This is a genomic window from Roseospira goensis (assembly GCF_014197795.1).
Lineage (GTDB): Bacteria > Pseudomonadota > Alphaproteobacteria > Rhodospirillales > Rhodospirillaceae > Rhodospira > Rhodospira goensis.
The window spans coordinates 1-24188 of the sequence record NZ_JACIGI010000043.1 but is presented as its reverse complement, the minus strand read 5'-3'; the positions used below and the strand labels follow the sequence as shown (position 1 = coordinate 24188).

Annotated in this window: 17 protein-coding genes and 1 pseudogene; 11 read left to right on the top strand and 7 right to left on the bottom strand. The window is 71.5% G+C overall.

The genetic code is table 11. From position 1 onward, the window contains the following. Positions 1-60 precede the first annotated feature (60 nt). The 3 genes from bchO to bchI form a co-directional block, all read right to left on the bottom strand. Positions 61-1005, bottom strand: coding sequence for an alpha/beta fold hydrolase BchO (gene bchO / locus GGD88_RS16640; RefSeq protein WP_184437554.1), 945 nt, complete (start codon positions 1003-1005; stop codon positions 61-63). 109 nt (positions 1006-1114) lie between these two features. Next, positions 1115-2977 (bottom strand): magnesium chelatase subunit D, encoded by a 1863-nt coding sequence (locus GGD88_RS16635; protein WP_184437552.1) that lies wholly within the window; start codon positions 2975-2977, stop codon positions 1115-1117. A gap of 5 nt (positions 2978-2982) precedes the next feature. Next, positions 2983-4026, bottom strand: coding sequence for a magnesium chelatase ATPase subunit I (bchI, locus tag GGD88_RS16630; RefSeq protein WP_184437550.1), 1044 nt, complete (start codon positions 4024-4026; stop codon positions 2983-2985). A gap of 686 nt (positions 4027-4712) precedes the next feature. Here bchI and leuA point away from each other — a divergent pair. Continuing rightward, positions 4713-6374: pseudogene (gene leuA / locus GGD88_RS16625) on the top strand (2-isopropylmalate synthase); the annotation flags it as partial. A 233-nt stretch (positions 6375-6607) separates the two neighbouring features. Here the strand turns inward: leuA and GGD88_RS16620 are convergent. Both GGD88_RS16620 and GGD88_RS16615 read right to left on the bottom strand, forming a co-directional pair. Then, entirely contained in the window at positions 6608-7177 is a 570-nt protein-coding gene (locus GGD88_RS16620; protein ID WP_184437546.1) for a hypothetical protein, read from the bottom strand. Positions 7178-7851: 674 nt separating this feature from the next. Then, positions 7852-8943 carry a tyrosine-type recombinase/integrase gene (locus GGD88_RS16615; protein ID WP_184437544.1) on the bottom strand — a complete coding sequence of 364 codons (1092 nt, stop codon included), beginning with the start codon at positions 8941-8943 and terminating at the stop codon, positions 7852-7854. 437 nt (positions 8944-9380) lie between these two features. Here GGD88_RS16615 and GGD88_RS16610 point away from each other — a divergent pair, with 437 nt between their 5' ends. From GGD88_RS16610 to GGD88_RS16590, 5 genes are all read left to right on the top strand, one after another. Further along, entirely contained in the window at positions 9381-11513 is a 2133-nt protein-coding gene (locus GGD88_RS16610) for a hypothetical protein (RefSeq protein ID WP_184437542.1), read from the top strand. Positions 11514-11525: 12 nt separating this feature from the next. Next, positions 11526-12461: a hypothetical protein gene (locus GGD88_RS16605; RefSeq protein ID WP_184437540.1), complete on the top strand. Its 936-nt coding sequence runs from the start codon at positions 11526-11528 to the stop codon at positions 12459-12461. 74 nt (positions 12462-12535) lie between these two features. Continuing rightward, positions 12536-13096, top strand: a complete 561-nt coding sequence (locus GGD88_RS16600) for a hypothetical protein (protein WP_184437538.1) — start codon at positions 12536-12538, stop codon at positions 13094-13096. Then, on the top strand, positions 13096-13974 hold the full coding sequence (locus GGD88_RS16595; protein ID WP_184437536.1) for a hypothetical protein: 879 nt from the start codon (positions 13096-13098) through the stop codon (positions 13972-13974). Before GGD88_RS16600 ends, GGD88_RS16595 begins: the two co-directional genes overlap by 1 nt. 1 nt (position 13975) lies before the next feature. Continuing rightward, a complete protein-coding gene (locus tag GGD88_RS16590) occupies positions 13976-21280 on the top strand; it encodes an LPD38 domain-containing protein (RefSeq protein WP_184437534.1) in 7305 nt (2434 codons plus the stop codon). 78 nt (positions 21281-21358) lie between these two features. Here GGD88_RS16590 and GGD88_RS16585 read toward each other — a convergent pair whose 3' ends face one another. Continuing rightward, on the bottom strand, positions 21359-21610 hold the full coding sequence (locus GGD88_RS16585; protein ID WP_184437532.1) for a hypothetical protein: 252 nt from the start codon (positions 21608-21610) through the stop codon (positions 21359-21361). A 65-nt stretch (positions 21611-21675) separates the two neighbouring features. Continuing rightward, positions 21676-21888: a helix-turn-helix domain-containing protein gene (locus tag GGD88_RS16580; RefSeq protein WP_221237201.1), complete on the bottom strand. Its 213-nt coding sequence runs from the start codon at positions 21886-21888 to the stop codon at positions 21676-21678. A gap of 105 nt (positions 21889-21993) precedes the next feature. Here GGD88_RS16580 and GGD88_RS16575 point away from each other — a divergent pair, with 105 nt between their 5' ends. From GGD88_RS16575 to GGD88_RS16555, 5 genes are all read left to right on the top strand, one after another. After that, positions 21994-22473 carry a hypothetical protein gene (locus GGD88_RS16575; protein ID WP_184437528.1) on the top strand — a complete coding sequence of 160 codons (480 nt, stop codon included), beginning with the start codon at positions 21994-21996 and terminating at the stop codon, positions 22471-22473. Between the two features lie 71 nt (positions 22474-22544). Further along, positions 22545-22940, top strand: a complete 396-nt coding sequence (locus GGD88_RS16570) for a hypothetical protein (RefSeq protein WP_184437526.1) — start codon at positions 22545-22547, stop codon at positions 22938-22940. Positions 22941-22944: 4 nt separating this feature from the next. Then, positions 22945-23547: a hypothetical protein gene (locus GGD88_RS16565; RefSeq protein ID WP_184437524.1), complete on the top strand. Its 603-nt coding sequence runs from the start codon at positions 22945-22947 to the stop codon at positions 23545-23547. Continuing rightward, positions 23544-23864 carry a hypothetical protein gene (locus GGD88_RS16560; RefSeq protein WP_184437522.1) on the top strand — a complete coding sequence of 107 codons (321 nt, stop codon included), beginning with the start codon at positions 23544-23546 and terminating at the stop codon, positions 23862-23864. Before GGD88_RS16565 ends, GGD88_RS16560 begins: the two co-directional genes overlap by 4 nt. Before the next feature lie 135 nt (positions 23865-23999). After that, on the top strand, positions 24000-24188 hold a 189-nt coding region (locus GGD88_RS16555; RefSeq protein WP_221237200.1), incomplete at its 3' end, for a hypothetical protein.

Below are 24188 nucleotides of genomic sequence, written 5' to 3'. Positions count from 1 at the left end.
GGTTATAAACCGAATTCGCACCGGGCTGGGGGCATGCCCCCAGCCCGGTGCAAGCGCGGCTCACCCAGTCTCACATCTGCCTGGACCTACACACACCGCCGCTGGGGTTTTATCGGACAGCACGCCATGCCGGCGGGCCAGGTCCAGGATCAGGTCGACGATCACATCGGGCCGTTCCTCGTGCGCGAGGTGGCCCAGGCCCGGCAGCACCCGCAGGTCGGCGTCGCCGGCCCGGGCCGCGATCAGGTCGGCGTCCGCCGGACTGACGGTGCGGTCGTGCTCCGCCACCACCAGGTGAAGCGGTGTGTCCAGATGGGCGACCAGATCGCGCAAGGCGCGCAGGTCCCAGTTCGCCATCATCGCCAGCGCCCCGCCCACATGCCCCGGTTCGCGGAACAGGCGCGCATACAGCTCCAGCCCGCGGGCGTCGATGTCGGAGCCGGTGTCGCGGATCAGGCTCTCCACCCGGCGCGTATCGGTCGCGCTCCAGGCGAACACGCGCGGCACCAGCGGGTTCATCAGCAGCAGCTTGGCCAGCCCCGAGAACCAGTGCCCGGAGGAGCCCTTGAACGGCAGCAGGGCGCCGTTGAGGCTGATGATGGCCTTGGGGTGGATGTGCCGGTCCAGCGCCATGCGGATCAGGATCGCCGCCCCCGCCGAGTGGCCCAGCACCAGGTCCGGCGACAGGCGAAGCTGGTGCAGCAGGGCCGCGACCGAGCGGCCCATGCCCGGCAGGGTGAAGGACGACGCCGGCGGGTTGGCCGTGAAGCCGTGCCCGGGCAGGTCCGGGATCACCACGGTGAAATGCGCGGCCAGCGGCGCCAGCAGGTCGCGGAAGGAATGGGTCGACGCGCCGGTGCCGTGCAGCAGCAGCAGCACCGGCCCGCGGCCCGCGAGTTGGACGTGCCAGCGGAAGCCGTGCGCCAGCAGGAACCGGCTGTGCGCCCGGTTGGGCCAGTCACCGCCCACGGTCTCCCAGTCCGGCCGCCGTGCCCGGAACACCATCGACCAGCCTCCCGTCCGTCCGTCCCCGCCGTCGTCCCCGGAATCGCCCCCCGGATCGGCCCCCGGATCGCCCATACCCTGCGGTCCGCGCCGCGCCACCGCCCGCGCCCTACTCGGCGGTCTGGGCCGCGCTGCGCGCGGCCGTCGACAGCGCCCGCGCATCGGCCCGCGGCAACGGCATGTAGGTCGCCCCCATGGCCTGGGCCAGGGCCTCGGCCTTGGGCGCCGGACGCAGCGACATGTCCACCAGCAGAGTCGACACCCCGATGACGCGCAGGCCCTCGGCGGCCGCCTTGGCCTGCTCCTCGGCGCGGGCCCGTCCGCCGATGCCCTCCAGCGTCACGTTGGCGCGTCCGTCGGTGAGGATCACGATGGACGGCGTCTCGCCCCGCGTGCGGGCCACCTCGGCCATCAGGTGCGCGGCCTCAATGCCGGAGGCCAGCGGCGTGCCGCCGCCGCCGGGGAACCCAGCCAGCCGCTTCTTGGCCCGCGCCAGCGAGCGAGTCGGCGGCAGCAGGGTCTCGGCGCCCTTGCCCCGGAAGGCGATCAGCGCCACTTGGTCGCGCCGCGCATAGCAGTCCGCCAGCAGCAGCTCGACCGCGCCCTTGGCCTCGCCCAGGCGGGCGATGGCCGCCGACCCCGAGGCATCGACGGCGAAGATGATGGTGGCCTGCGAGCGCTTCTTGAAGCGGGTGATGCGGAAGTCGTCCTTTCGCACCAGCACGCGCGGCGGCGCCCGGCCGCTGTCTTCCCACAACTGCACCTCGGCGCGGCGCAGCGGCTGCCACGGGGCGGCGGCGCGCAGGGTCTCGATCAGGGCCAGACGGGCGCCCGCGCGCGGATCACCCCGGCGCGACCCGATCGGGCGACCCCGGGTCAGCGCCTTGCGCTGCTCCCCGGAGCGACCCAGGATGCCCTGGCGCCGCTTGCGCTCCGCCGCCGCCATCAGGCGGGCGAGCAGGTTGGCCGGAATGGCGGCCTGCGCGGCATCGACGATACGGTCTTCCAGCGGCTTGTCCTCGTCGTCCTGCTGGTCGCGCTCGTCCTCGCCGTCGTCGGGGGGCGGCGGCTCCTCCTCCTCCTCGTCCTCGGGCGGCTGTTCGGGCGGCGGCGGGGGCGGCGGCATCCGGGTGGCGCGTGGCGCCAGCACCAGGCGGGCGGCCAACGTCAGGTCGTCCTGTTCGACGGCCGTGCGCCGATCCAGCGCCGCCGCCGCCCGGGCCACGCGCAACGCGAACAGGGGCGCCCGCAGCGACGGCACACCCATGGCGATGGCGGCGCCGCACAGCGCCTCCATGGCCTGATCCTCGATGGTGACGCGGTCCAGCAAGGCGCGCGCGGCCACGATCTCGTCGGCGTCGTGCAATGCCTCGCCGATATCGCGCTGCCGCAAGCCCTCCAGCTCCATGTGGAAGGCCAGCCGGTCCAGCAGCGCCTCGGGCGGTCCCTCGTCCGGCCCCACCGACTCGTCCAGCGCCACCACACCGAAGCGCGTCGGCGTCACGCTGGCGATGCCATCGCGTTCGACCCGCACGGCGCCGTGGTCGATGGCCATGCCCAGCTTGGCCGCGGCGGCGGTGCCGACACGCTCGGCCATGGCGAGCACGATCACGCCGCCATCGGCCTCCACCAAGAGCCCGCGCTCGGCCACCGGCCGGCCGGCGTGCAGGGTCGCCGCCAGGTCGAGTCCGCCCAACAGGCGCTCGTCGGTGACGTGCAGCGGCACCCGTCGCAGCGGCGCCGCCGCCGGCAGCAAGGCGCGCACCTGCGCCAGCCAGGCGTCCCGCGCCGGCCCGGGCAGCGCCTTGAGCGCCACCCCGCCGAGACCAGCCGGATCGACGGCGATCAGCGCCGCCACCAGCGCGGCGTCGGTCCAGGGATCGACCGCGGGCGGCGCGGGCGCCGCCTGCGGCCCTGCGGTCGCCGGGCCCAGCCCCGCCGGGTCCGGCGCCTGCGTGCCCAGGATTTCCATCGGGATCAGGCCTCCACGCCCAAAACCTCTTCGACCGCGCGCTGCACCCGCACGGTGGAGCCCGACTCGTCGAGCGGATCGCGGCGCAGGCGATGGCGCAACGCCATCGCGGCCACCCGCCGGATATGGCCCTCGTCCACCTCCACGTCACCCTCCAGGGCGGCCAGGGCGCGGGCGGCACGGATCACGGTCAGCTCGCCGCGCAGGCCGTCGGTGCCGAGCGTCATGCACAGCTTGGCGGTGGTGTTGAGCACGCCGGCCGGCACCTCGACCTCCTGCACCCGGTCGCGGGCGTCACGGATGCGCAGCGCCTCGCCGGACTCGCGCTCGGCCCAGGTGGCGAGGAAGCCGTGCGGGTCGCGCTCGAAGGCATCGCGGCGGCGCACCACCTCCACCCGGGTTTCCAGGTCCTTGGGGGTGGTCACCTCGACGGCGAGGCCGAAGCGGTCCAGAAGCTGCGGGCGCAACTCGCCCTCCTCCGGGTTGCCGCTGCCGACCAGGACGAACTTAGCCGGGTGGCGCACACTCAGGCCCTCGCGTTCGACCACGTTTTCGCCCGACGCGGCCACGTCCAGCAGCAGGTCGACCAGGTGGTCCTCCAGCAGGTTGACCTCGTCGATGTACAGGAAGCCGCGATGCGCCCGCGCCAGCAGGCCGGGCTCGAACGCCTTCTCGCCCTGGGTCAGGGCGCGTTCCAGATCCAGCGCGCCGACCACGCGGTCCTCGGTCGCGCCCAAGGGCAGGTCCACGACCGGCACCGGGGCATCCTCGGTCTCCATCGCGGTGCCCGCGTCGATGGCGGCGCGCACGTCGCAGGTGGTGGCGCAATAGTCCTGGTGGGACGCCGGGTTGCCGTTGAAGCGGCAGCCCTTGACCACCGACATGGGCGGCAGCAGCGCCGCCAGCGCCCGCACGGCGGTCGACTTGCCGGTGCCGCGGTCGCCGAACACCATCACCCCGCCCACGCCCTGATCGACGGCGGCGATCAGCAGCGCCATCTTCATCTCGTCCTGGCCGACAATGGCCGAGAAGGGAAACGCCAACGCCATGCCTCAGCCCTCCCAGCCGGTGACGGGGCGCGCGAGGCGGACGGACGGCGTGCGGCGGCGATCGACGGCCGCGGCCCGGACGGGCGAGTCGGGACGGGGAGCGGTCATGGATGGACGGCTTTCCTTGACGGACGGTGAGACACGGACCGCACCGCCCCCCTCAGGGAGTCGCCGGGGGGTGGGTCCAGCGCCGGACTATGGCCCCGCGCGGGTCATGGGTGCAAGGGGATGTGACCCGCCGGTGTCAAGGCGGCATGACGAGCGAGGCCCACACCCGCGCGCCCGCTCCGGCGCGCGGGTGCCGAAAGGGTTGACGGGCGGCGCGGGCGTGCCCATCGTATGGCCCATGATCACGACCTTGCCCCGCAAGACGCTGGCCCTACGCCTGGACCTGCTACTGGCTCTAGCGAGCGAGTAATCCCGTTGCCGCGCCCGCGCGGCCCCGTCCCAGGCCCGTCCGTCCCGCAAGGTCCCTCCCATGATCTCCCGATTGCGCCTGCCGACCGCCGTCGGTCGTCCGTTCGCCGCCCCCACCGTGCATGCCGATGGCCCGCGACTAACCGGCGGTCGCCGGCCCGCAGTCGCGTGGCCCGCCGGCGACCGTATCGCGGCCACCCGCCCTCTTCCTGTAGACTGAGACCAATCCGCGCCGCCACCGGCGCCCCGCGACGACCGGAGACCGTCCCATGCGAGTCGACCCCGCCACCAAGTACACGCCGTTCCCGCCCGTCGACCTCCCCGACCGCCGCTGGCCCTCGGCGACCATCACGCGACCGCCCATCTGGGCCTCCGTCGACCTGCGCGACGGCAACCAGGCCCTGGTCGAACCGATGGGCATCGAGCGCAAGGCGCGCATGTACAACGCGCTGGTGGCGATGGGCTTCAAGGAGATCGAGGTCGGCTTCCCGGCCGCCTCGCAGACCGACTTCGACTTCGCCCGCTACCTGATCGAGCACGACATGGTGCCCGACGACGTCACCCTTCAGGTGCTGGTGCAGGCGCGCGAACCGCTGATCCGCCGCACCTTCGAGGCCCTGAAGGGCTGCAAGCGCGCCATCGTGCACGTCTACAACTCGACCTCCGAGTTGCAGCGGCGCGTGGTGTTCGGCATGGACCGCGCCGGCATCATCGACATCGCCCGCCAGGGGGCGCAGCTCATCCACACGCTGGCCGACGAGACCGACACCGAGATCGTCTACCAGTACTCGCCCGAGAGCTTCACCGGCACCGAGCTCGACTTCGCGGTGGACATCTGCGAGGCGGTGATGGACGTCTACCAGCCGACGCCCGACAAGCGCCTGATCCTCAACCTGCCCAGCACGGTGGAGATGGCCACGCCGAACGTCTACGCCGACCAGATCGAGTGGTTCTGCCGCCATGTGAAGAACCGCGACAGCCTCATCATCTCGGTGCACCCGCACAATGACCGTGGCACCGGCGTAGCCGCGACCGAACTGGCCCTCATGGCCGGCGCCGACCGCGTCGAGGGCACCCTGTTCGGCAACGGTGAGCGCACCGGCAACGTCGACATCGTCACCCTGGCCATGAACATGTTTACGCAGGGCGTCGACCCGGGCCTGGATTGCTCCAACATGCCCGAGCTGGTGACAATGTCCGAGTACTGCACCCGCCTGCCCGTGCACCCGCGCCATCCCTATGCCGGCGAGTTGGTGTTCACCGCCTTCTCGGGCTCGCATCAGGACGCCATCAACAAGGGGCTGCGCGCCCTGCGCCAGTCCAACAGCGGGGTGTGGGAGGTCCCCTACCTGCCCATCGACCCCACCGACGTGGGCCGCACCTACGAGGCCGTGATCCGCATCAACAGCCAGTCCGGCAAGGGCGGCGTCGCGCATATCCTGGAGCGCGACCACGCCTTGCAGATGCCGCGCCCCCTTCAGGTCGAGTTCTCGGGGGTCGTCCAGCACATCACCGACGAGAGCGAGGGCGAGGTCACGGCGAAACAGCTCTGGGACATTTTCCAGCAGGAGTACCTGGTTCAGCACCCGGGCGATCTGGGGCTGAAGGAATACCGCACCGTGCCCGACACCCACGCCACGGACGTACGCCTGCTGGACGCCGTGCTCACGGTCAACGACGAGGATCGCCCCATCCACGGCCGCGGCAACGGTCCGGTCGACGCCTTCGTCGACGCGCTGCGGACCGAGACCGGCATGGACCTGACGCTGGTGAACTACTCCGAGCATGCGCTCGGCGTCGGCGCCAATGCCCAGGCCTATGCCTACGTCGAGATGAAGGCCGAGGGCCACGCCCCGATGTACGGCGTCGGGCGGCACAGCAACATCGTCCAGGCGTCGCTGAACGCCATCCTGTCGGCCGTCAACCGGGTGCGGCGCCTGAACGCGGCGGGACAGAGCGGCGGCGCCCGCTCGACCCAGAAGACCAAGGAGGACGCCCAGGCCGCCCGCGCCGAGGTGGCCGCGCAGTAGCCCGGGAGCCGGGCGCGACCCGGGCGGCCGGTCAGGCCGCCGGGTCGTCCCCCCGGGCGGCCGGTCAGGCCGCCGGATCGTCCCCCCGGGCGGCCCCGGTCAGGCCGCCGGATCGTCCCCCCGAGCGGCCCCGGTCAGGCCGCCGGATCGTCCCACCGCACCGGGCGCACGACCTGCACCGGCGCGCGCACGGCCGCCGCGACCGCCGCCGGGGTCTCGAGAACCCGCCGCAGGTCGCGATCGTAGGCGCGCGCCGCCGCCGCCAGACGGACCCGCTCGGACGCATCGGCCGCGGCCTCGCGGCGCGCCCGGGCGATCGCCGCGCGCAGCACCCACAGCGCCGGGCCCGGATCCACGCGGGCCGCATCCGTGCCCAGCGGATCGGCCCACGGCGGCCCCGCGACGACACCGGTCGCCAGACAATGGCCGGCGGTGCCCACGGCCCAGACCGCATCGCCCGCGTCCAGCGCCACGAAAGCCGTGAAGACGGGCGCCGCGGCCGCCGCCACCACGGGCCAGCCGTCCTCCAGGACCAGCGGCACGCGCAGCGTCGCCCCGGCCCGCTGACGCCAGTCCGCCAGCGCGTCGGCATCGGACACCGGCAGCCACACCGCGCCACCGCGCGGGCGCGGTGGTCCGGCGCGGTCCGCCTCCATGGCATCGACGTGCGGCGGTACGATGGGGCGGGGGGCAAGACAGGTCATCGGTCGTCCGGCAGCAAGGAACACGGAAGGGCACGGCCCTGCGGACGCTCCGCCTACCCGCCCCCGACCGGCGCGGCAAGCGCCCGCGGGCGCAGCCCTGGTCTCCGCCCCACGCATGGCCGGTCCGGCCACATTCCGGTTCTTGCCTCATCAGCAATTCTCATTTTGGCCGGCATGGCTCGGACACGGGACTCGGGATGTGATTCACCCTCCGAGTGAGGTGGCTTAGCGCCGATCGCTCGAAATCGGAACCGCAGATGCGGTCCGATTTCGAACGTGAATCGGCTGAGAATCATATAGGTCGCGCGGAGTCACGCGATCAATCGGAACCACGACGTGGTTCCGATTGATCGCGATCCGCGCCAAGACCGCCTGGTAGAAGGCCCGCGAGCGCTTCCGCGCCCGCACGAGGATGTTCGTGTTTCCCCGTGATCCGGAGGACACCGAACAGCGGCGGACAAAGCATTGAGATATTAGAGCAGATCGCGCCAAAATGGAATCGCGCCGCGGTCCCATTTTGGCGCGTGAATCTGCTCTAAATTCAATAACGTAGAGCCGATTGCTCGAAATCGGACCGCATCTGCGGTTCTGATTTCGAGCAATCGACTCTAGGAAGAAAAATGGTGCCGCCGGGGTGAATTGAACACCCGACCCCACCCTTACCAAGGGCAGGGTCAGGCTTTGATTCTGCTCGATTTCTGGCCTTCTCCCCCGGTTTCTCCCCCGGTTCGGGGCGCGTCACCGCGCCGGAGCAATGTCGCTCGGGCCTGCTCGCGCGACACGGCCGTGTATCGGGCGATACTCTTGGCGTCCGTCCAGGAGCCGGCCGCCAGAATGTCGGCTTCCGTGGCCCCGGCCTCGTTCACAGCGCTGGCCCAATCGTGCCGCAGCATGTGCGGCGTCACATGGCGGATGACCCGCTCGCCATCGCGTTCGGCCAGGCCGCACGACAGCAGCAGCCGGTCAAGCCACCGATAGACCGCATGGCGGTCGGCCCACGGCCAGACCCGCCCTGTCCGTTCGTTCGCGGGCACCTCCGCCAGCACGGACAGGACCATCGGATGCATGGCGATGGTCTTCCACCGGCCCGCTTTTCCCACCCACAGATCGAATTCCTGATCGGCCAGCTTGACGTGTCGGTCCCACGTCAGGGCCAGGGTCTCTCCGATTCGCCAGCCCTGAGCCCACAACGTGAGCAGGAACCGGCGCTGAACCGGGTCTTCGGCGGCGTCGATCAGCGCCGCCGCAGCGCCCGGCGGCGGGCGGCGGGACTGCGGTCGGGCTTCCTTCAAGCGCCGGATCTTGCGATAGGGGCAGAGTTCGGATTCTGCCGCCCAATGGAGGATCGCGGCGGCGGGGGTGATGGCCTGCCGATTGCGGGTCTCATTTCGAGCTGTCGGGTACAGGCGCGCCGCGACATCGTGGATATGAGCCTGCCGGACGTCTCTGATCGGCATTGGCCCAAGGATCGGGTCAGAGGCGAGCCGCGCCACATACCGGCGGTCGTTGGGGCCGGGGCGCTTGCCCTCCAGCCACGCCTTCGCGACGTGAGCGAAGGTGTCAAGACGCCCTATTTCGGCAATGGAATCACGATCCCGCCGGGACTCTGCCCTGGCCTCGCGCTCGAACTGGTCCGCGACTTGGCGAGCAGTGCGCGCGTTTGTCGCGCCCGTTGTGATTTCGTACTGCCGCCCGTCGACCCAGCCACGTGCGATGTAGGTCCGGTTCCCCTTTCGGGTCCCGGGCGGGTAAAGCTTTGCCGGCATCTCAGGGCATCCCGAATGCGAATGGCATCTTCCAGTGTGACGCGAAGCGGCCGCCCCCGTCCAGGGGATAGGCCGAGCGCCGCCGCCTCGGCACGCACCGTATTCGGGTGCGCGCCAAACCGCTCGGCCATGTCGGCAACGGTATAGAGGCGAAGCGGGTCGGCCGGCGCTGCCACCATCCCCTACCCCTCCCTGCATCCCCACGCCCCGGTCAGGTCGCTGACCGCGCTGGGGCCGGTGTCGGTGTCGTCCAGCAGCCATCCGCGCCGGACGCGGTAGAGGCGCCCCGACGGCGAGACCCGCGAGGATTGGGGCCTCGCACACATGATCGCGCGCGCCGACCCGCTGGTCGCCTCCGCCCGGGCCGCGCTCGGGCTGGACGACGCGGCGACCGACGACCTGTTCCGCGCTGCCGCGCGGCTGTAGGAGGACCCCTCATGCCCGTCACCCCGCGTGAAATCCAGGACCGGTACAAGCAGCTCACGCAGCAGCACACGACCGCAGGTGGCGTCAATTGGGACGCGGTGGACTCGCAGTTTGCCCGGGAGGCCGCAAGGCACGGCGTGTCGGCGTCGCAACTCGGGTCCGCGTTCGGGCAGACGGCGCAGGACGTCGCGGCCAAGGCCGAGCGGCACGGCACGACTCTCGACACGGGCGGGGCCGGGGACGCCCCTCCGCGGGGCGCCTCGTATACGCCGGGAGAGATCAAGGCATACGCGGACCAGGCCATTCAGTCGCACACGCCGACCGGTGGCGCCCCCGACTACGACGCCGCCTACCGAGACGTGTACACGCGCGCTCAACAGGACGGCGTGACCGCGGATCAACTGGCCGATGCGGGCGTGGGGTCGCGTGAGGGGATTCTCAGTTGGGTCGCGGCCCAGGGTCTCGATCCGTTGAGCGACGGCACTGTGCCCGACACTGTGCCCGACACGCCGGACCCGAACCTGGTCACGTTCGACGGCCCGCGCCTGTCGCGGATCGACCGCGCCACCTGGCAGAAAGGGCCGTCGTCGCTCGCCAATCAGATCGACACCATTCGACAGGACGTGCTGTACGGGCGGACGACGCCGGAGCAGGCGCGGGCGCTGGTCGAGCGCCTGCGCCAGAACGTGGCGCGGTCGTTCGATTTTGCGGGTGGTGCGATAAACACAATCCCAGAGGACGTCGACGCCTATCTGCGGCGCCAGCATCTGGATTTCGACGCGATCCACGGCCTGGGCGCCGAAATCGGAGACGGGTCGAAGTACATCACGGGGCCGGGCGGGGTTGACACCTTCAGCGAGTACCCGTGGCAAACGTTGGAGGAGATGCGGCAAGCCCTGGGGGTGGACACGCGCACCGCCCTGGAGATGTGGGGCGTCCCTCCTAGCCGGCTGGACATCCCGCGTTTGAACTATGCGGCCATCGCGGCGGCGGACAGCCCCTACGCCGCCATTCGCGCCGGGCGCAACGCCCTGTTTGGTGCCGACGGCACCGAGGGCGAATGGTCCCTTGTTCCGGAACAGGCTGGGAAACGTACGTACTGGCGCGTGTACGCGCCGGACGGCCGGATGGCGGGGACCGTCGGCATAACCAGCAACCCAAATCAGCGACCGGCCGACCACTGGGTGCGGGCCGCGTTCGACCGACTGGGCATTCGGTCCGCCACCTATCGCGACAGTCCGCCGGAGATGACGTACGTCCACCCGGGGGATCCGCCCGGTGGTGGGATCTCAAAGAATGTCTTGCGGGCCATTGCCGCTGGCGCCGACCCGGCCGAGTTCGGGTTTGCCCCGGACGGCACCCGCATCGGCGGAGGGGCGGGGGGGGCGGTCCAGGCCCCGGGTGGGGCGCCGCAGCCATACGGCAGTGGTGCAAGCAGTGGCGGTGCCGCGCTGCGCGTGCCCTTGTCTTCCCCCCCGGGATACCGGGTCGACGACCCCATGGCGCACCTGAACCGGATGACGGCGCAGGATAGCGACCTGATGCGGGCGGCGCGGACCCAGGGGCTCCAGGCCGCCAACCGGCGCGGGCTGCTCAACAGCAGCATGGCGGCCGAGGCTGTGGAGCGCGCCGCCTACGACGCGGCCATCCCCCTCGCGTCCCAGGCGGCCGGTCAGCAGTTCCAGAAGAACCGCGCCCTGCAGGACTACGGCTTCGATTCCTCGCTGCTGTCGCAGGACCACACCCAGCAGATGGCCCGCGCGGATCAGGGCTACGGCCATCAACGGGGCTTGCTCACTCTGCAATCTGACCTCGACAGGGGGCAGGCCGCCCAGGCGCACGGGTTCCGTCTGGCCGAACTGGAGCAGGAGGCCGCCGCCGCCCTGGAACGGCTGGGCATCCAGATCGGCAGCGAGGAAACCATCGCCGGCGCCAACATCGCGGCCCACGATCGGCAGTATGCCCAGGCCGGCCTGGCGGCGGTCGATGAATCCTATGCCCGCATGTTCACCGCCATCATGAGCAATCCGAACATCCCGGCCGACGTGCGCGACAAATACATGACCACAGCCTCGCAGTTGCGAGAGTCCGGGCTGGCGCTCGTCCAGCAGATGTACGGCGTCCATCTCGACTGGGCCGCATAGGGGGACCGCGTCATGTGGGACTTCATCAAGGACGCCGGCAAGATCGTCTCCGGCGCCATCGGCGCGGCGGCGGCGGTGTTTACCGTCGGCTCGGCCCTGGCCGGCGGCAGCGGCGGGTCGTCCATCTTCTCCGGCGGCTGGTCCGGCGCGGCGGGGGCGGTCGGCGACCTGTTCGGCGCCGGTAGCACCATCGGCAACGTCGTCTCCCGGGGCCTGGCCTACGCCGGGTACGGGGCTCTGGCCGGCGGCGCGCTCTCGCTCCTCACCGGTGACGATCCGCTGGACGGCATGGCGAAAGGCGCCATGACCGGCGGGATCGCCGGCGCGGGCATGGGCCTGTTGGGCTTCGGTCAGGACGCGGCGACGGCCGCCGGCGGGCTGACCGCGGCCGGCGGCGCGGGCAGCGCCGTGGGCGGGGTGGGCGGGGCGGCCGACGTGGCGGGGGCGGCCGGCCTGCCCGCCAGCCAGGCGGCGCGGATCGGGCCGCAGATGGCCTCCGCCGCCGCCGGGGGCGCGCTCCCGACCGCCGCCGGCGGCGTGCCGGCCGGTGGGGACGGACTGCTGGGCTGGGTGGAGCGCAACCCGACCCTGGCCGGGCATGTCGTCTCCGGGCTGGGGTCCGGCCTGTCCAGCATGGCGTTCGCCGACGAGGCGCTGGACGCCCAGGAGGCCCGCACGCGCGGCGATCTGGCCGTGCAGCAGCAACGGGCCGACATCCTGGCGGCGAACTACCGGACCGGGCAGCCGGTGCCGACCGGGCTTCTGGCGCAGCCGCCGACGGGGGCGATGGCCCCCGGGCCGCGCTTCGCCGCCGCGGACCAGTTCGGGCAGTCGGCTGGGGCGCCCCTGGCGTCCGAAACCGTGACCGGCCCGGGCCGGTACATCTACGACCGGCGCATCGGCCGCATGGTCTACGTGCCGGACGATCAGCAGAGCGGGGTGGCGTGATGAGGGGCCAGGACATGGTGGGCCGGGACAGGCCGCAACAGGCTCCCACGCCCCGGGGCGGGGGACTTCTGTCAATGCGGCAGGCGCCGAGCGCGCCGCCGCAGCGCCGCGAGCGGTCGCCCGAGGAACTGCGGCTCTACGACCAGACGCTCGATGCCATGCGGCAGGTCCTCTACGACGAGGGCGTGTTCCAGGCGGTGAAGGCGGGCGTTGAGGCCGCACCCGACCCCGCCCTGGGCCTGATCGAGCCCATTGCCCAGGCGGCCGTCCGCGTGCTGGTGAGCGCGCGCGAGGCCGGGCAGCCGGTGACGCAGGACATGATGTTCGCCGCCCTGGTCGACACCACCCGCGAAGCCGTCGAGGCCGTCGAGGAGATCCGCGGGCGCGCGATGACCGAGGAGCAGGCGACCAACGCCTTCCTGGAGATCGTCACCCGCTACGCCGACCTGGCGGGCCGGGCCGGCCTGATCGACCCCCAGGAGGCCGAAGCCCGCATGGCCGGGATGGAGGGCGGGCCGATGCCGGGCGCCGCGGCGCCACAGCCGCCGAACCGGGCCGCGCGCCGGGCCGGGCGGTCGCGCAGGCGGCGTCGCAAGGGACCGCCGCCGCAACAGCAGATGACGGAGGCCGTCTGATGGCGAACGGGCTCCTGGCCGCCTTCGGGGGCGCCCTGACCGGCCTGGGCACGGGCCTGGTCGCGCGCGGTGAGGACTTGCGGCAGCAGCGCATCGCCGAGGCCAAGATGGCCTACGAAGAGCGCCGGGCGCTGCGGGATCGGGCGTGGAGCGTCGAGGACCGCGATCTGGGGTACCGGCAGAAGACCGCCGAGCGCGAGGACCGGCAGCGGCACGAGGCCGGCCTGCTGGACCGGCGGTTCGGCCACGACCGGGAGATGGAGGAGGTCCGCCACGGCAACGCGCTCGCCCGCACGGCAGCCGGACGTAGCCGATACCGGCCGCTAAGCCCGGAGGAGGTCGAACAGCACGGGTTCGACCCGCGCCAGTCCTATCAGGTCGACGACGTGACCGGAAAGGTCTCCCCGATTGGATCGCCGCGCGAGGCGGGAATGCCCCTGTCCTTGAACCAGATGGTGGCCGAGGCCCGGCGTCGTGCGAAGGCGAACGGCACGGGCCACGGGGAGCCGTCAAACGAGGAGGTGGAAGCGGCCCTGCGCGAAATGCCGGGGGGCAGTGTGGCGGCAGACAAGCTGTTCGGAGTGCCGGAGCCCCCGCCGGAAGTGCCGGCCCCGCCGCCGGTCAGTGCGCCACGGGCCGGCGCCAGCGTGTCGATGGATGTCCCGGCCGGCGTGACGCGGCCCGAGGGGACGGATGGTGGGGGCGGGATTTCCCTTTCGGCGGAGCGGGCACCGCCAGCGCACGGAGAGCTGCCGGCTGGCGTGACCGCCGAGCAGGCGCTTCAGCAGGCGCAACGGGCCATTGCCGCCGGCGCCGACCCGGCCGCCGTGCGGGCGCGCCTGCGCCAGTATGGCCTGACACTGCCTGGGGCGCCGTAACATGTCTGTCGAAATCAGCGCGGGAGCGGGTCTCTTCGACGACCTGATCCCGCGGTCCCCATCCGCGCCCAGCCCGCCTTCTGAAGGCGGGCTTTTTGATGACCTGATCCCGGCGGCGCGCCCGCAGGAGGGCGAACAGGTCGGCGCTGACATCACCCCGGCCGACCATTTCGTGCGCCAGATCGGCGCCGGCGCTGCGGCGGCGGGGGCCTCGACCCTCCAGGCCCCCGCGGTCCTGGCCGGGCAGGTGGACTCCGCCGCGCAGCGCGCCCGGCACCGCACCTTGGAAGCCATGGACCGTCTGGACGCGGTCGCGGCCGAAGGCGGGCGGCCCGGAGAGGTCTGGAGCACCCTCGACAGCCGCGACACCACCGTGTTGCGCGACGCCGCGCGCTACTGGCGGGCGCTCAAGGCGGGCGACACCGACGCAGCGGCGGCTCTTCGGCGCAAGATCGAGGGTGAGGCCGCGGACGTCGCCCCGACCCTGGCGGACCCGCGCGAGACCGCGCTCTACGGGGCCGGCGAGGCCGTGCGCGGCCTGTACGACGAGCCCGGCGCGCCGCTGTACGGCAACCCGGACTACAAGGGCGACTTCTGGCGCGACACCGTGCCGAGCGCCCTGGGCTCGACGGGCGCCTTCCTCGCCACAGGGGCGGCGGGTGCGGCGGCCCGGTTGCCGGCCGCCCTGGCCGCGGGGGCGACCGGCGCGGCGGTCAACAGCACCGACACCTTCCGGGATGCCCTGGAGAGCGGGGCCGACCTGGAGACCGCCTACCGGGCCGCGACGGGTGGCGCGGCCGTGGGCGCGGGCGAGGGCCTGCCCATCGGTCAAGTGCTCAAGCGTCTGGACGCGGTGGGCGGTCGCCGGATGCGGCGCATCATCGCCGAGGGCCTCAAGGGCATGGGCGAAGAGGCAGCCCAGGAAGCTCTGAACGCGGTCGGCAACAACCTGATCGCGGCCGGGCTGTACGATCCGGAGCGTGGTGTTCTGGAGGACGCCGCCGAGTCAGCGGCGGCCGGCGGGACCGTCGGCGCGATTTTCTCGGTGGTGGCCTCGACTCTGGCCGGCGGCCGACGCGGCGGCGCTGCCGGCCCCGATACCCCGCGTGCGGACATGCGCGACGGCGACGACGGATTCGCGGAGGCCCCGACCCCAGCGCCGCCCCTTCCCCCCGGCCCGAAGCCCGAGCCCGGTGCCCGCGTCACCGTGGCCACGCCCGACGGCTCGGTCGCCGGCACGGTCGAGTCCGTCGATCAGCGCGGTGCCATGGTGCGTCTGGACGACACCGGCGACCTGGAGCCGGTGGCGTTGCGCGACATCCGGTCCCAGCAGCCCCCGCAACGTCCCGCCGGGCCGCCCCCCGTCGAGGCCGTCGCGGCCGTCAACCTCAACGAGGGCGATCTCCGTTCGCCGATCCCGAACGAGATCATCGGCGAAGGCAAGGCGGCGATGGCGGACGCCATCACCGCGGCGTCCGCACCGATGCCAGCAGCGCCGCGGGAGCCCGCCGGCGCCCCCACGGGAGCGGCCCCGCCCCTGTTCGCCGACCTGATCCCCGAGCGACAGGGCGAGGGGAACGCTGGGCCTCCGCCCCTCGACCTGACCGAGGACATGGTGGTCGAGGAGCCGCCGCCGCTGGTTCTGACCGACGACATGATCGTGGACACCGCCCCGCAGCGGTGGCGGGCGCGCCAGGACCAGCGCGACGCACTGGTTGAGCGGGCGCGGCTCGAACCGGGCGCCTATGTCGATCGGGACGGTGTGCCCTACCGCGTCGACCCTGACGGGCGCGTTGTGCGAGGGGCGAGGGAGAACGCCGAAGCCTTTGGATCGGTCGAGCGCGGATATGTGGACGATCAGGGCGAGGCTTTTGCCCGCCGTGTCCTGGCCGGCGAGATGCGCCGGGGTCCTGGTGACCAGGCGTTCACGGTCGGGGCGCGCGTCGCGGTGGCCGGCGAAGCGGGGACCGTCGTTTCTGCCGGCAGTGGTGAGATCGCGGTCCGCCTGGACGGCACCGGTGACATCGAACCGTTTTCGCCCGGGGCGGTGCGGCCGCTATCCCGGGAGCCCGCCGGCAATCCCACCCCGGCCGGAGACGCGACGCCGGGGCGACGGGAGGCGCCATCATCTCCCCCGGCCCCGGCCCCCGTGGCGGCGCCGACGGAGACGCAAGGCCCGGCCGTTGCCGGGACGTCCCTGGACCGGCATGACGCGGTGCCGATCCAGGACCACCTGGGTGGGCTGAACCGGGTCGGTGCGCCACCTCAGGCCCTCAACGCCCCGGGCGACCCGTCAAGTGGGGGGCGAGCTTCTCCACCTGAGGACTTCGTCCGGGCGCCGAACGGTACGTTTGACTTCGGAGAAATCGACGCCGCTGTTGAATCCGCTGCCGGCGGTCGCTACCCCTCGGGCCCGATCCGGATGCGTCGCGGCACGTCCGAAACATATGGGCGCGATCACATTGACGCGGGCAAGGCAGAGCGCATTCAACGTGCCGGGTTTGCCTCGGTCGAGGACTTCGTTTTCGACGTTGCCCAGAACTACGACGCCGTATGGGAGCAGAAGAACGGGCGCCTTCTTCTGTCAAAGACAGGCGGCGGATACGACTCCACGGCCAGCATTGAACTGGAACGCGGTCGCGACGGCGCCTACTATGCCGTTATTACCGCCATGCCTGTTCGACAGACAAAAAAATACCCCCAAGGCGGGGGCAGAACGCTGCTTTGGGAAAGGCGGCCCGCTCCGCCTCTGGCCTCACGGGACGAGGCCCCCTCTTTCGTTCCAGCCGCCGGCGATTCAGGTCCCGTCCAGCGGCCTTCTGGGGGTAAGGGCCAAAGCAACAAGGCCAGTGTAGGCTCGAACGAGGGTGATCGCAAGGCAGCGCCGAACAGCGAAGGCCCCTCCCGCGAACAGGGCGCGGCGGCCGAGTCCCGCCGCCCCACCACCCCGCCCGTCGTCGCGACTCTGCGGGGTGATGAAATCGGGGACTTTGGGGACGACGCCACCGCGTGGCGCCGTGCCGCCGATGCGTGGTACCGGACTCACCTGCAGGGGCGGTTTGTCCAAACATCGGATGGTCGCCGGGTCCAGTTAACCGGGCGGGGACGGAAGAAAACCACGCACCGGCTCGCACCGTTCACCGCGCGCCACGTCCCGGCAATCGAGGCCGTCTTGCGGCAGGGCGCCTATGGCGGTTTCACACCGAACCGGAAACCGGAGCAAAAGCCCGGCGTTGTCGGCTACCACCGCTACGAGGGTGTGGTTCAGGTGGCAGAAGAGGCGACTCGCGTCCGTGTTTTGGTCGAGGAAGATGCCGTCGGAAATCTGTACTACGACCTCTACACGGAAGCCCCCTCCCGCGACCCAGGCATGAAGAGTCCTGGACGAGAGGGGGCCCGCGAGGACGATGCCTCGCACGCCATGGTGAACGGCACGGACTCCGGTGTCAATCTCATCCGGCTCGACGCCCCCGCGCGTAAGCCCACGGCCCCCGCCCGCCGCGTCCTGCAGGCCCGTGCCGACGACCTGCGCGCCCGGCTCAAGGCGGTCGGCCTGTCGGACCGGGTGGCGCTGCGTGTCGTCGAGACCCTGGGCGGCGCCGTCGAGGGCCGCACTACCCCCGGCCTGATTGAGGTGGCCCTGGACGCGGACGACCCGCTGGCGACCCTGGACCACGAGATCGTCCACGCCCTGCGCGAGACCGGGGTCCTGCGCGAGCTGGACTACGGCACCCTGGCGCGGCGAGCACGCACGGACCGGGCGCGCCTGGCCGAGGTGCGTCAGCGCTACCAGGGGCGCGGCCTGGACGAGGACGCGCTGGTCGAGGAGGCGGTCGCCGATCTGTTCGCGGCCTATGCCCGGGGCGACACCCGGCCCGACGGTGCGGCGGCGCGGGCCATCGCGCGGGTGCGGGGGTTCTTCGAGGCGGTCGGCAACTGGCTGCGCGGCCTGGGCTTCCAGACCGCCGACGACGTGTTCGGCCGCATCGACCGGGGCGAGATGGCGCGGCAGCAGCCGCGCGACGACCGGGGGCGGTTCGTGGCCGGGGACAGTGCGGCCCGCGAAGCCCGCCGCCCCGGGGGGCTGCGCCCGCGCGCCTGGGTTCGGTTCACCCGCCTGCTGGATGACCTCAAGGCCGGCACGCTGGGGCGGTTCGATCTGCTGGAGATGGGGCGGACCCCCGAAGCGCTGCGGCGGGCCGGGCTTCCGGACCTGACGCTGGTCTACAAGCAGGGGGAAGCCCGCAAGACCCTGCTGGAGAAGCACGCGGGAAAGATCGACGAGGAGACGCTGCGCCGCCTGCCCGATGTCCTCGCGGATCCGGTCCTGGTGGTCGAGCAGGAAAATCGCCGCTTCGGCGTGCTGATCGAGGACGGCCGGGGGCAGGACGTGCTCACCGTCATCGCCCCCGAGGTCGACATGGAGCGGCGGCGGGTCAATCTTGTCGTGACCACGCATCCCAAGGCGCGCCCGGATTCCATCCTCTCCGACATTCGTGCGGGGCGACTGCGGTACTATCACACGCAGAGAGGCCCTGAGTGGGTCCGACGAGTCCGGCGCCAAAATGCCGGAGGTGGGACCCCCCAAGGCCTCCCCACCAATATACCCACGGACGCCGATCTGGTCAACGATCCGGCCGAGAAACTAAGTCTGCGGCGCGGCGCCCCGCCGCCCCTGCCCGGCTTCGGTCAGCGTCCGCCGCCTCCGCCCCTGAAGGGACAGAAGCCGACCGCGCGCCAGACGGCCCTGCTGGACAAGATCGGCCGGACCGAGACCGGGCTCGCGCACTGGGTTCGCGAGACTGTGGCCGGGGTCAAGGAGGCCTCGTGGCAGCGGGTGCGCCAGGGCCTGTTCGACCAGTTCGACGCCATCGCCACCTACGAGCGCGACGCCTACGGCAAACTGCAGGATGCGTCGAAGTCCGCCTACAAGGCGGCGCGCATGACGCAGAACCTGCGCAGCGTCATGGGCGCCGTGCTGAAGCATGGCCCGCTGAAGATCGAGAACGGCTGGTTCACCCTGCGTGACGACTTCCCGGGCGGGTTCGAGGGCCTGTTCCACGACATCGCCCGGCGCGGCGAGCTCGACCTGTTCCGGGGCTACATGGTTGCGCGCCGCGCCCGCCGGCTGAAGGAGGAGGGGCGCGAACGGCTGCTGACCGACGAGGACATCGAGGCCGGCCTGTACGACCACCCCACCGCGCGCGCCGACCGCTTCCGCAAGGCGTTCCACGGGTACCAGAGGTTCAACCGCGCGGTGCTCGACATGGCCGTGGACGCCGGCCTGCTGACGCGGGAACAACGCGCGCTCTGGTCCCAGCACGGCGACTACGTGCCGTTCTACCGGATTTTCGACGACGGAACCGTGAGCGCCGGTCCGACGAACCGGCGCGGCCTGGCCGGGCAGCGGGCCAACACGCGCGGCCTGGAGGGGGGCGAGTCCCGGCTGAACGATCCGATTGAGAACATGGTTCTCAACATGACCCGGCTGATCGACGCCAGCATGAAGAACCTGGCCGCGCAGAAGACGCTGCGCCTTGCCATCGACGCCGGCGTGGTCGAGCCGGTGCCGATGACCTGGAAGCCGGTCCGCGTCCCGCCCGAGGAGGCCGCGCGGCGGCTGGAGGACCTGGGGGTTCAGGTCTCCGGCCTGACCAAGGATCAGCACGCGCAGATGCTGACCTTCTTCGACATGACCCCGCCGAAGGAGCGGGACGTCATCTCCGTCATGTCGAAGGGTAGGCCGAAATACCTGCGCATCAACGACCCGCAACTCCTGGCCGCCCTGTCCAGCATGACGCCGCCGCAACTCAACCTGGCCATGCGGATCATGCGGTTCGCCAAACGCACCCTGACCCAGTCCGTCACGATCATGCCAAACTTCATGGTGGCGAACGCGATGCGCGACACCCTGTCGGCCTGGGTGTCTACGCCGACGTCGAAGCACCTGCCCGTCGTCGACACGGTGAAGGGCTTCCGCAAGGCGCTGACGGACTCCCCTTCGCTGGTCGCGATCATGTCTTCCGGCGGGGGCTCCGGCGGATTCTACAGCGCCGACCCGACGGACGTGCGGGATCGCCTGGACGCGGACCTGCGCCGCATGACCGGCCGCAAGGCGCGACACTCGCCGGTCACCTGGTGGGAGGCGTGGCAGAAAGTCGGCCAGGCGGCCGAGTCCGCCAACCGCATCGCCGTCTACGACGCGCTGCGCAAGGACGGCGTGGGCGAGACAGAGGCCGCCTATCAGGCGCTGGACCTGATGGACTTCTCCATGCGCGGCGACTGGGCGGCGGTGCGGTTCCTGGCCGAGACGGTGCCGTTCCTGAACGCGCGCCTGCAGGGCCTGTACCGCCTGGGCCGGGGGGCGGCGGCGGGCTGGAAGCGGTTCGTCCTGCGCGGTGCTTTGCTGATGGCGCCCACGCTGGTGCTGGCGATCCACAACGCCGGCCGGCCCGAGTACGACGAGCTGGAGGACTGGGACAAGGACGCCTACTGGCATTTCTGGATCGGGGACCAGCACTTCCGCCTGCCGAAGCCGTTCGAGGTCGGCGCGATCTTCGCGACGATCCCGGAGCGCCTGGTGCGGCTGGCCGCCGGTCAGGACGACGGCACAAAGGCGATGGAGCGCCTGGGGGCCATGCTGACCGACACCTTCGCCATGAACCCGATTCCGCAGGCGTTCAAGCCGCTCGTTGAGCAGTGGGGAGACCGCGCGTTCTTCACCGACCGCCCCATCGTCGGCTGGCAGAAGACCCTGCCCGCCGAGATGCAGTACACCCCCCACACCACCGAGACCGCGAAGCTGCTGGGGGAGACGCTGGGGGCCAGTCCGAAGCGCATCGAGCACCTGGTGCGCGGCTATACCGCCAACCTGGGCATGACCGCGCTGGTCTACGCCGACGTGGCGGTGCGGCTGGCGACCGATGCCCCGACGGAACCGGCCTCGACCTGGGCCGACATGCCGGTGCTGGGGCGCTTCTTCCGGGGCGACGACGTGCCGCGCTCCACCCGCTACACGACCGAACTGTACGACCTGCACCGCGAGATCGAAACGGTCGTCTCCGGCATCCGGGAACTGGAGAAGCAGGGCCTGGAGGGCAGGGCGGACGCGATGGAGCGCGAGAACCAGGACCTGCTTCGGGACCGGCGCGCGGTCGACGGCGCGGTCGAGGCCCTGCGCGGCATCAACCGCGAGATGCGGGCCGTCCAGTACGACCGCACCCTGTCCGCCGCCGAGAAGCGCAAACGCCTGGACGCGCTGATGCGCGAACGAAACGCGATCAGCCGCGAGGCGGTCGCCGATTGACCCTGCCCGCGCCTGGGCGGGCGCCCCTGGATCGGGAGGCGCACGAGATGACGTCGTTTTTGACGCTTTGCCAGAGGGTTACTGCGGCTTGGTCATCGGAACACCAAGGTCCGCCGCGAGACCCTGAAGCAGTTCCCGGGCCCCCGTCGCCACGGATGGATCGTCTTCTGCGGAGCGTTCAAGCCGCAGTAGAGCATTTCGAACGATCCGCTGCGCATCCCCGGGAGGAAGCGCGCCACTCTGATCCAGGGACCGCAGCATGAGCACGCTCAGCGTGTACGCGGCCAACGCGGCCGCCATGGCGTCGGTGTTCGGGGTGTCGTCAACCACGGCCCTGCCTCCCTTTTTGGTGAGCGCCCCGGGCAGCCTCACCCGATTCGGGAGCGGGAGTCGAGTCAGGGGGCGTCCGCCAGCTCCACGCCGCGCTCCGTGAAGCGCACACCGGCGTCCTCAAGGGCGCGGCGGATGGCGGCGAGGGTACGGGGATGCGGCTGTCGCTTGCCGGTCTCGAAGTCCGCCAACGTTGCCATGGCGACCTCGGCCAAACGGGAGAGTTCGTCCCTCTTCATGTTGAGCATGGCCCGGGCGCCCCGGCATTGTTCAGGCATGATCGCTGACATTGGTTTCCATGATTGACATTGTATCTTATGTCAGTGATGATATCCGAAGTCAGCCCTGAACGCCAGCGATAGAGCCATCTCGGAGCCGCCACCATGCCCCTCGACGCATCGCCCCTGAGCCTCGCCGATCTGGAGACCGCAACCGACGAGCCCCGCATTCTGGATCTGAGGCTGGCGGAGCGGCTAGGCTATGATCGCCCGGCCGATATCCGCGAACTGGTCGACCGCAACAAGGAAGAGCTCGAGACCTACGGAGGAATTTTCCGTACCGCACGGAAAAATCCAGGCCGTGGCCGCCCGGGCAAGGCGTACTTCCTGAACGAGGGCCAGGCCCTTCTGGTCTGCATGCTCTCGCGCACCGAGCGCGCCGCCGCCATCCGCCGCGAGGTGGTCGCCGTGTTCATGGCCCACCGGCGCGGCCTGTTGACGGCGCAGTCACCCCCGGCCCCCACGCGCCCGGCCGGCCTGGACATCGCGACGGCGGCCCGGCTGCACAGTCGCATCGCCCAGCTTGAACACCGCGAAGCCCAGTTGCTGGACATGGTGCACGCCCTGGTGCGGCGTGTCACCTGACCCCCGCACCCAAACACACCCACCCGACAGCCCCCGCCCTCGCGCGGGGGCTTTTCGTTGGAGACCGCCGCATGAGCGATCAGCCCCCGCCCGGTCTTGTCACCCTGACGTGGGAGGCGCTCGCGGGTGCCGCCGGTGTCGCCGTCGCGGCCCTGGGTGTCGGCTGGGCCGCCCTGGAGGCGCGCCTGGGCGGCATCCGCCAGTCCGTGGCCGACACCCGCCGTGCGGCGGATGACGGCATCGACCGCCTGCGCACCGAGATGACCCAGGGGCGCGTGACGGACCGGACCGAAGTGCACGCCGAGACGACCCGCCTATGGTCGACCCTGGATCAACTGCGGGCCGATGTGTCGGCGCTCTCGGTGCAGGTGGCGCGTCTGCCGACCCGCGACGACCTGCGCGAGGCGCAGGACGAGATCGTCGCCGCCGTGGACCGGCGGACCCTACCCCCACACCACGGAGACTGACGCCATGACTGCCCCCCGAGGTATCCGCAACCACAACCCGGGCAACATCGAGCGCGGCGCCCCCTGGCAGGGCCTGGCGGAGCCGGACGAGATGACCCCGGTTCAGCGCATGGAGGACCGGTTCGCGGTCTTCAAGGCGCCCGAGTGGGGCATCCGCGCGATCGCGCGCGTGCTCATCACCTACCAGGATAAGCACGGCCTGCGCACGGTCCGCGACATGCTGAACCGGTGGGCGCCGCCGGTCGAGAACGACACCGGCGCCTATGTCGAGCGCGTTGCTCGCGACATGGGCGTCTCGCCGGACACCGAGATCAACGTGCATTGCTACGACCCCGCCCGGCTGATGGTGGAGGCGATCATCGCGCACGAGAACGGCCAGCAGCCCTATCCGAATGACGTGATCGACCGGGGTCTGATGCTGGCCGGCATCGAACCGCCGAAGGTCGTCCACCAGCCCCCGCTCTCGCCCGGGCCGAAGCCGTTTCCGCCCTCCGAGGAGGATCCCGATGAACGCGCCCACCTGGTGGCGACGTTGCCGGCGGCCCTGGCGGACATCGAGCGCCAGGCCGGCGCGCTCAAGGATCGCGTTCGGAGGCTCCTGACATGAGCGAGCAGACGTCCGGCGCGCGCGCGCCGGCGAGCGGAGACCCCGTGCCCGGCATCCTCTCGGAGACCCGCCCGCGCCGCCGCATGCGGGCCGGTGCCGGGCTGGCGGTGGGCGGGGTCAGCGGCCTGACCGTGACGGCGGCGGTCGCCGATCTGGTCATCGCCTGGTGGCCCTGGGCCGAGGCGTTGCCGGTGACCACCGAGACCGAGGGGGCGCTGCGCACCCTGATCATCGCCGTCGGCACGGTGGCGCTAGGGGTCCTGGGGGCCGTCGGCCAGGCCGCCGTCACCCGCTGGACCCGGCTCGGGGAGGACTGACCATGCGCTTTGACGGCCTCGCATTTTGCCCGACGCACTGGCGCGTCGGGTGGACCCAGGGGGATCGCTGGGGCCTAGCCATCCTCTGGATCGGCCCGATTGGCATCTCTGTTCAGACCATCAGGAGTTAATGCCATGACCCGCATCACGATGATCGCCATTGTCGCCCTGGCCCTGTCCGGGTGCATCCCCGCCGTCGCGACCGGCGCGCTCATGGGCGCGGCCGGCCTCTACTGCGCCGGCACGTCCGGCGCCGGCAAGCAGATGGCCCGCGACCGCCTGACCGGCGGCAGGCCGCTGATCGCTTGCCCGGGCGCCGACACG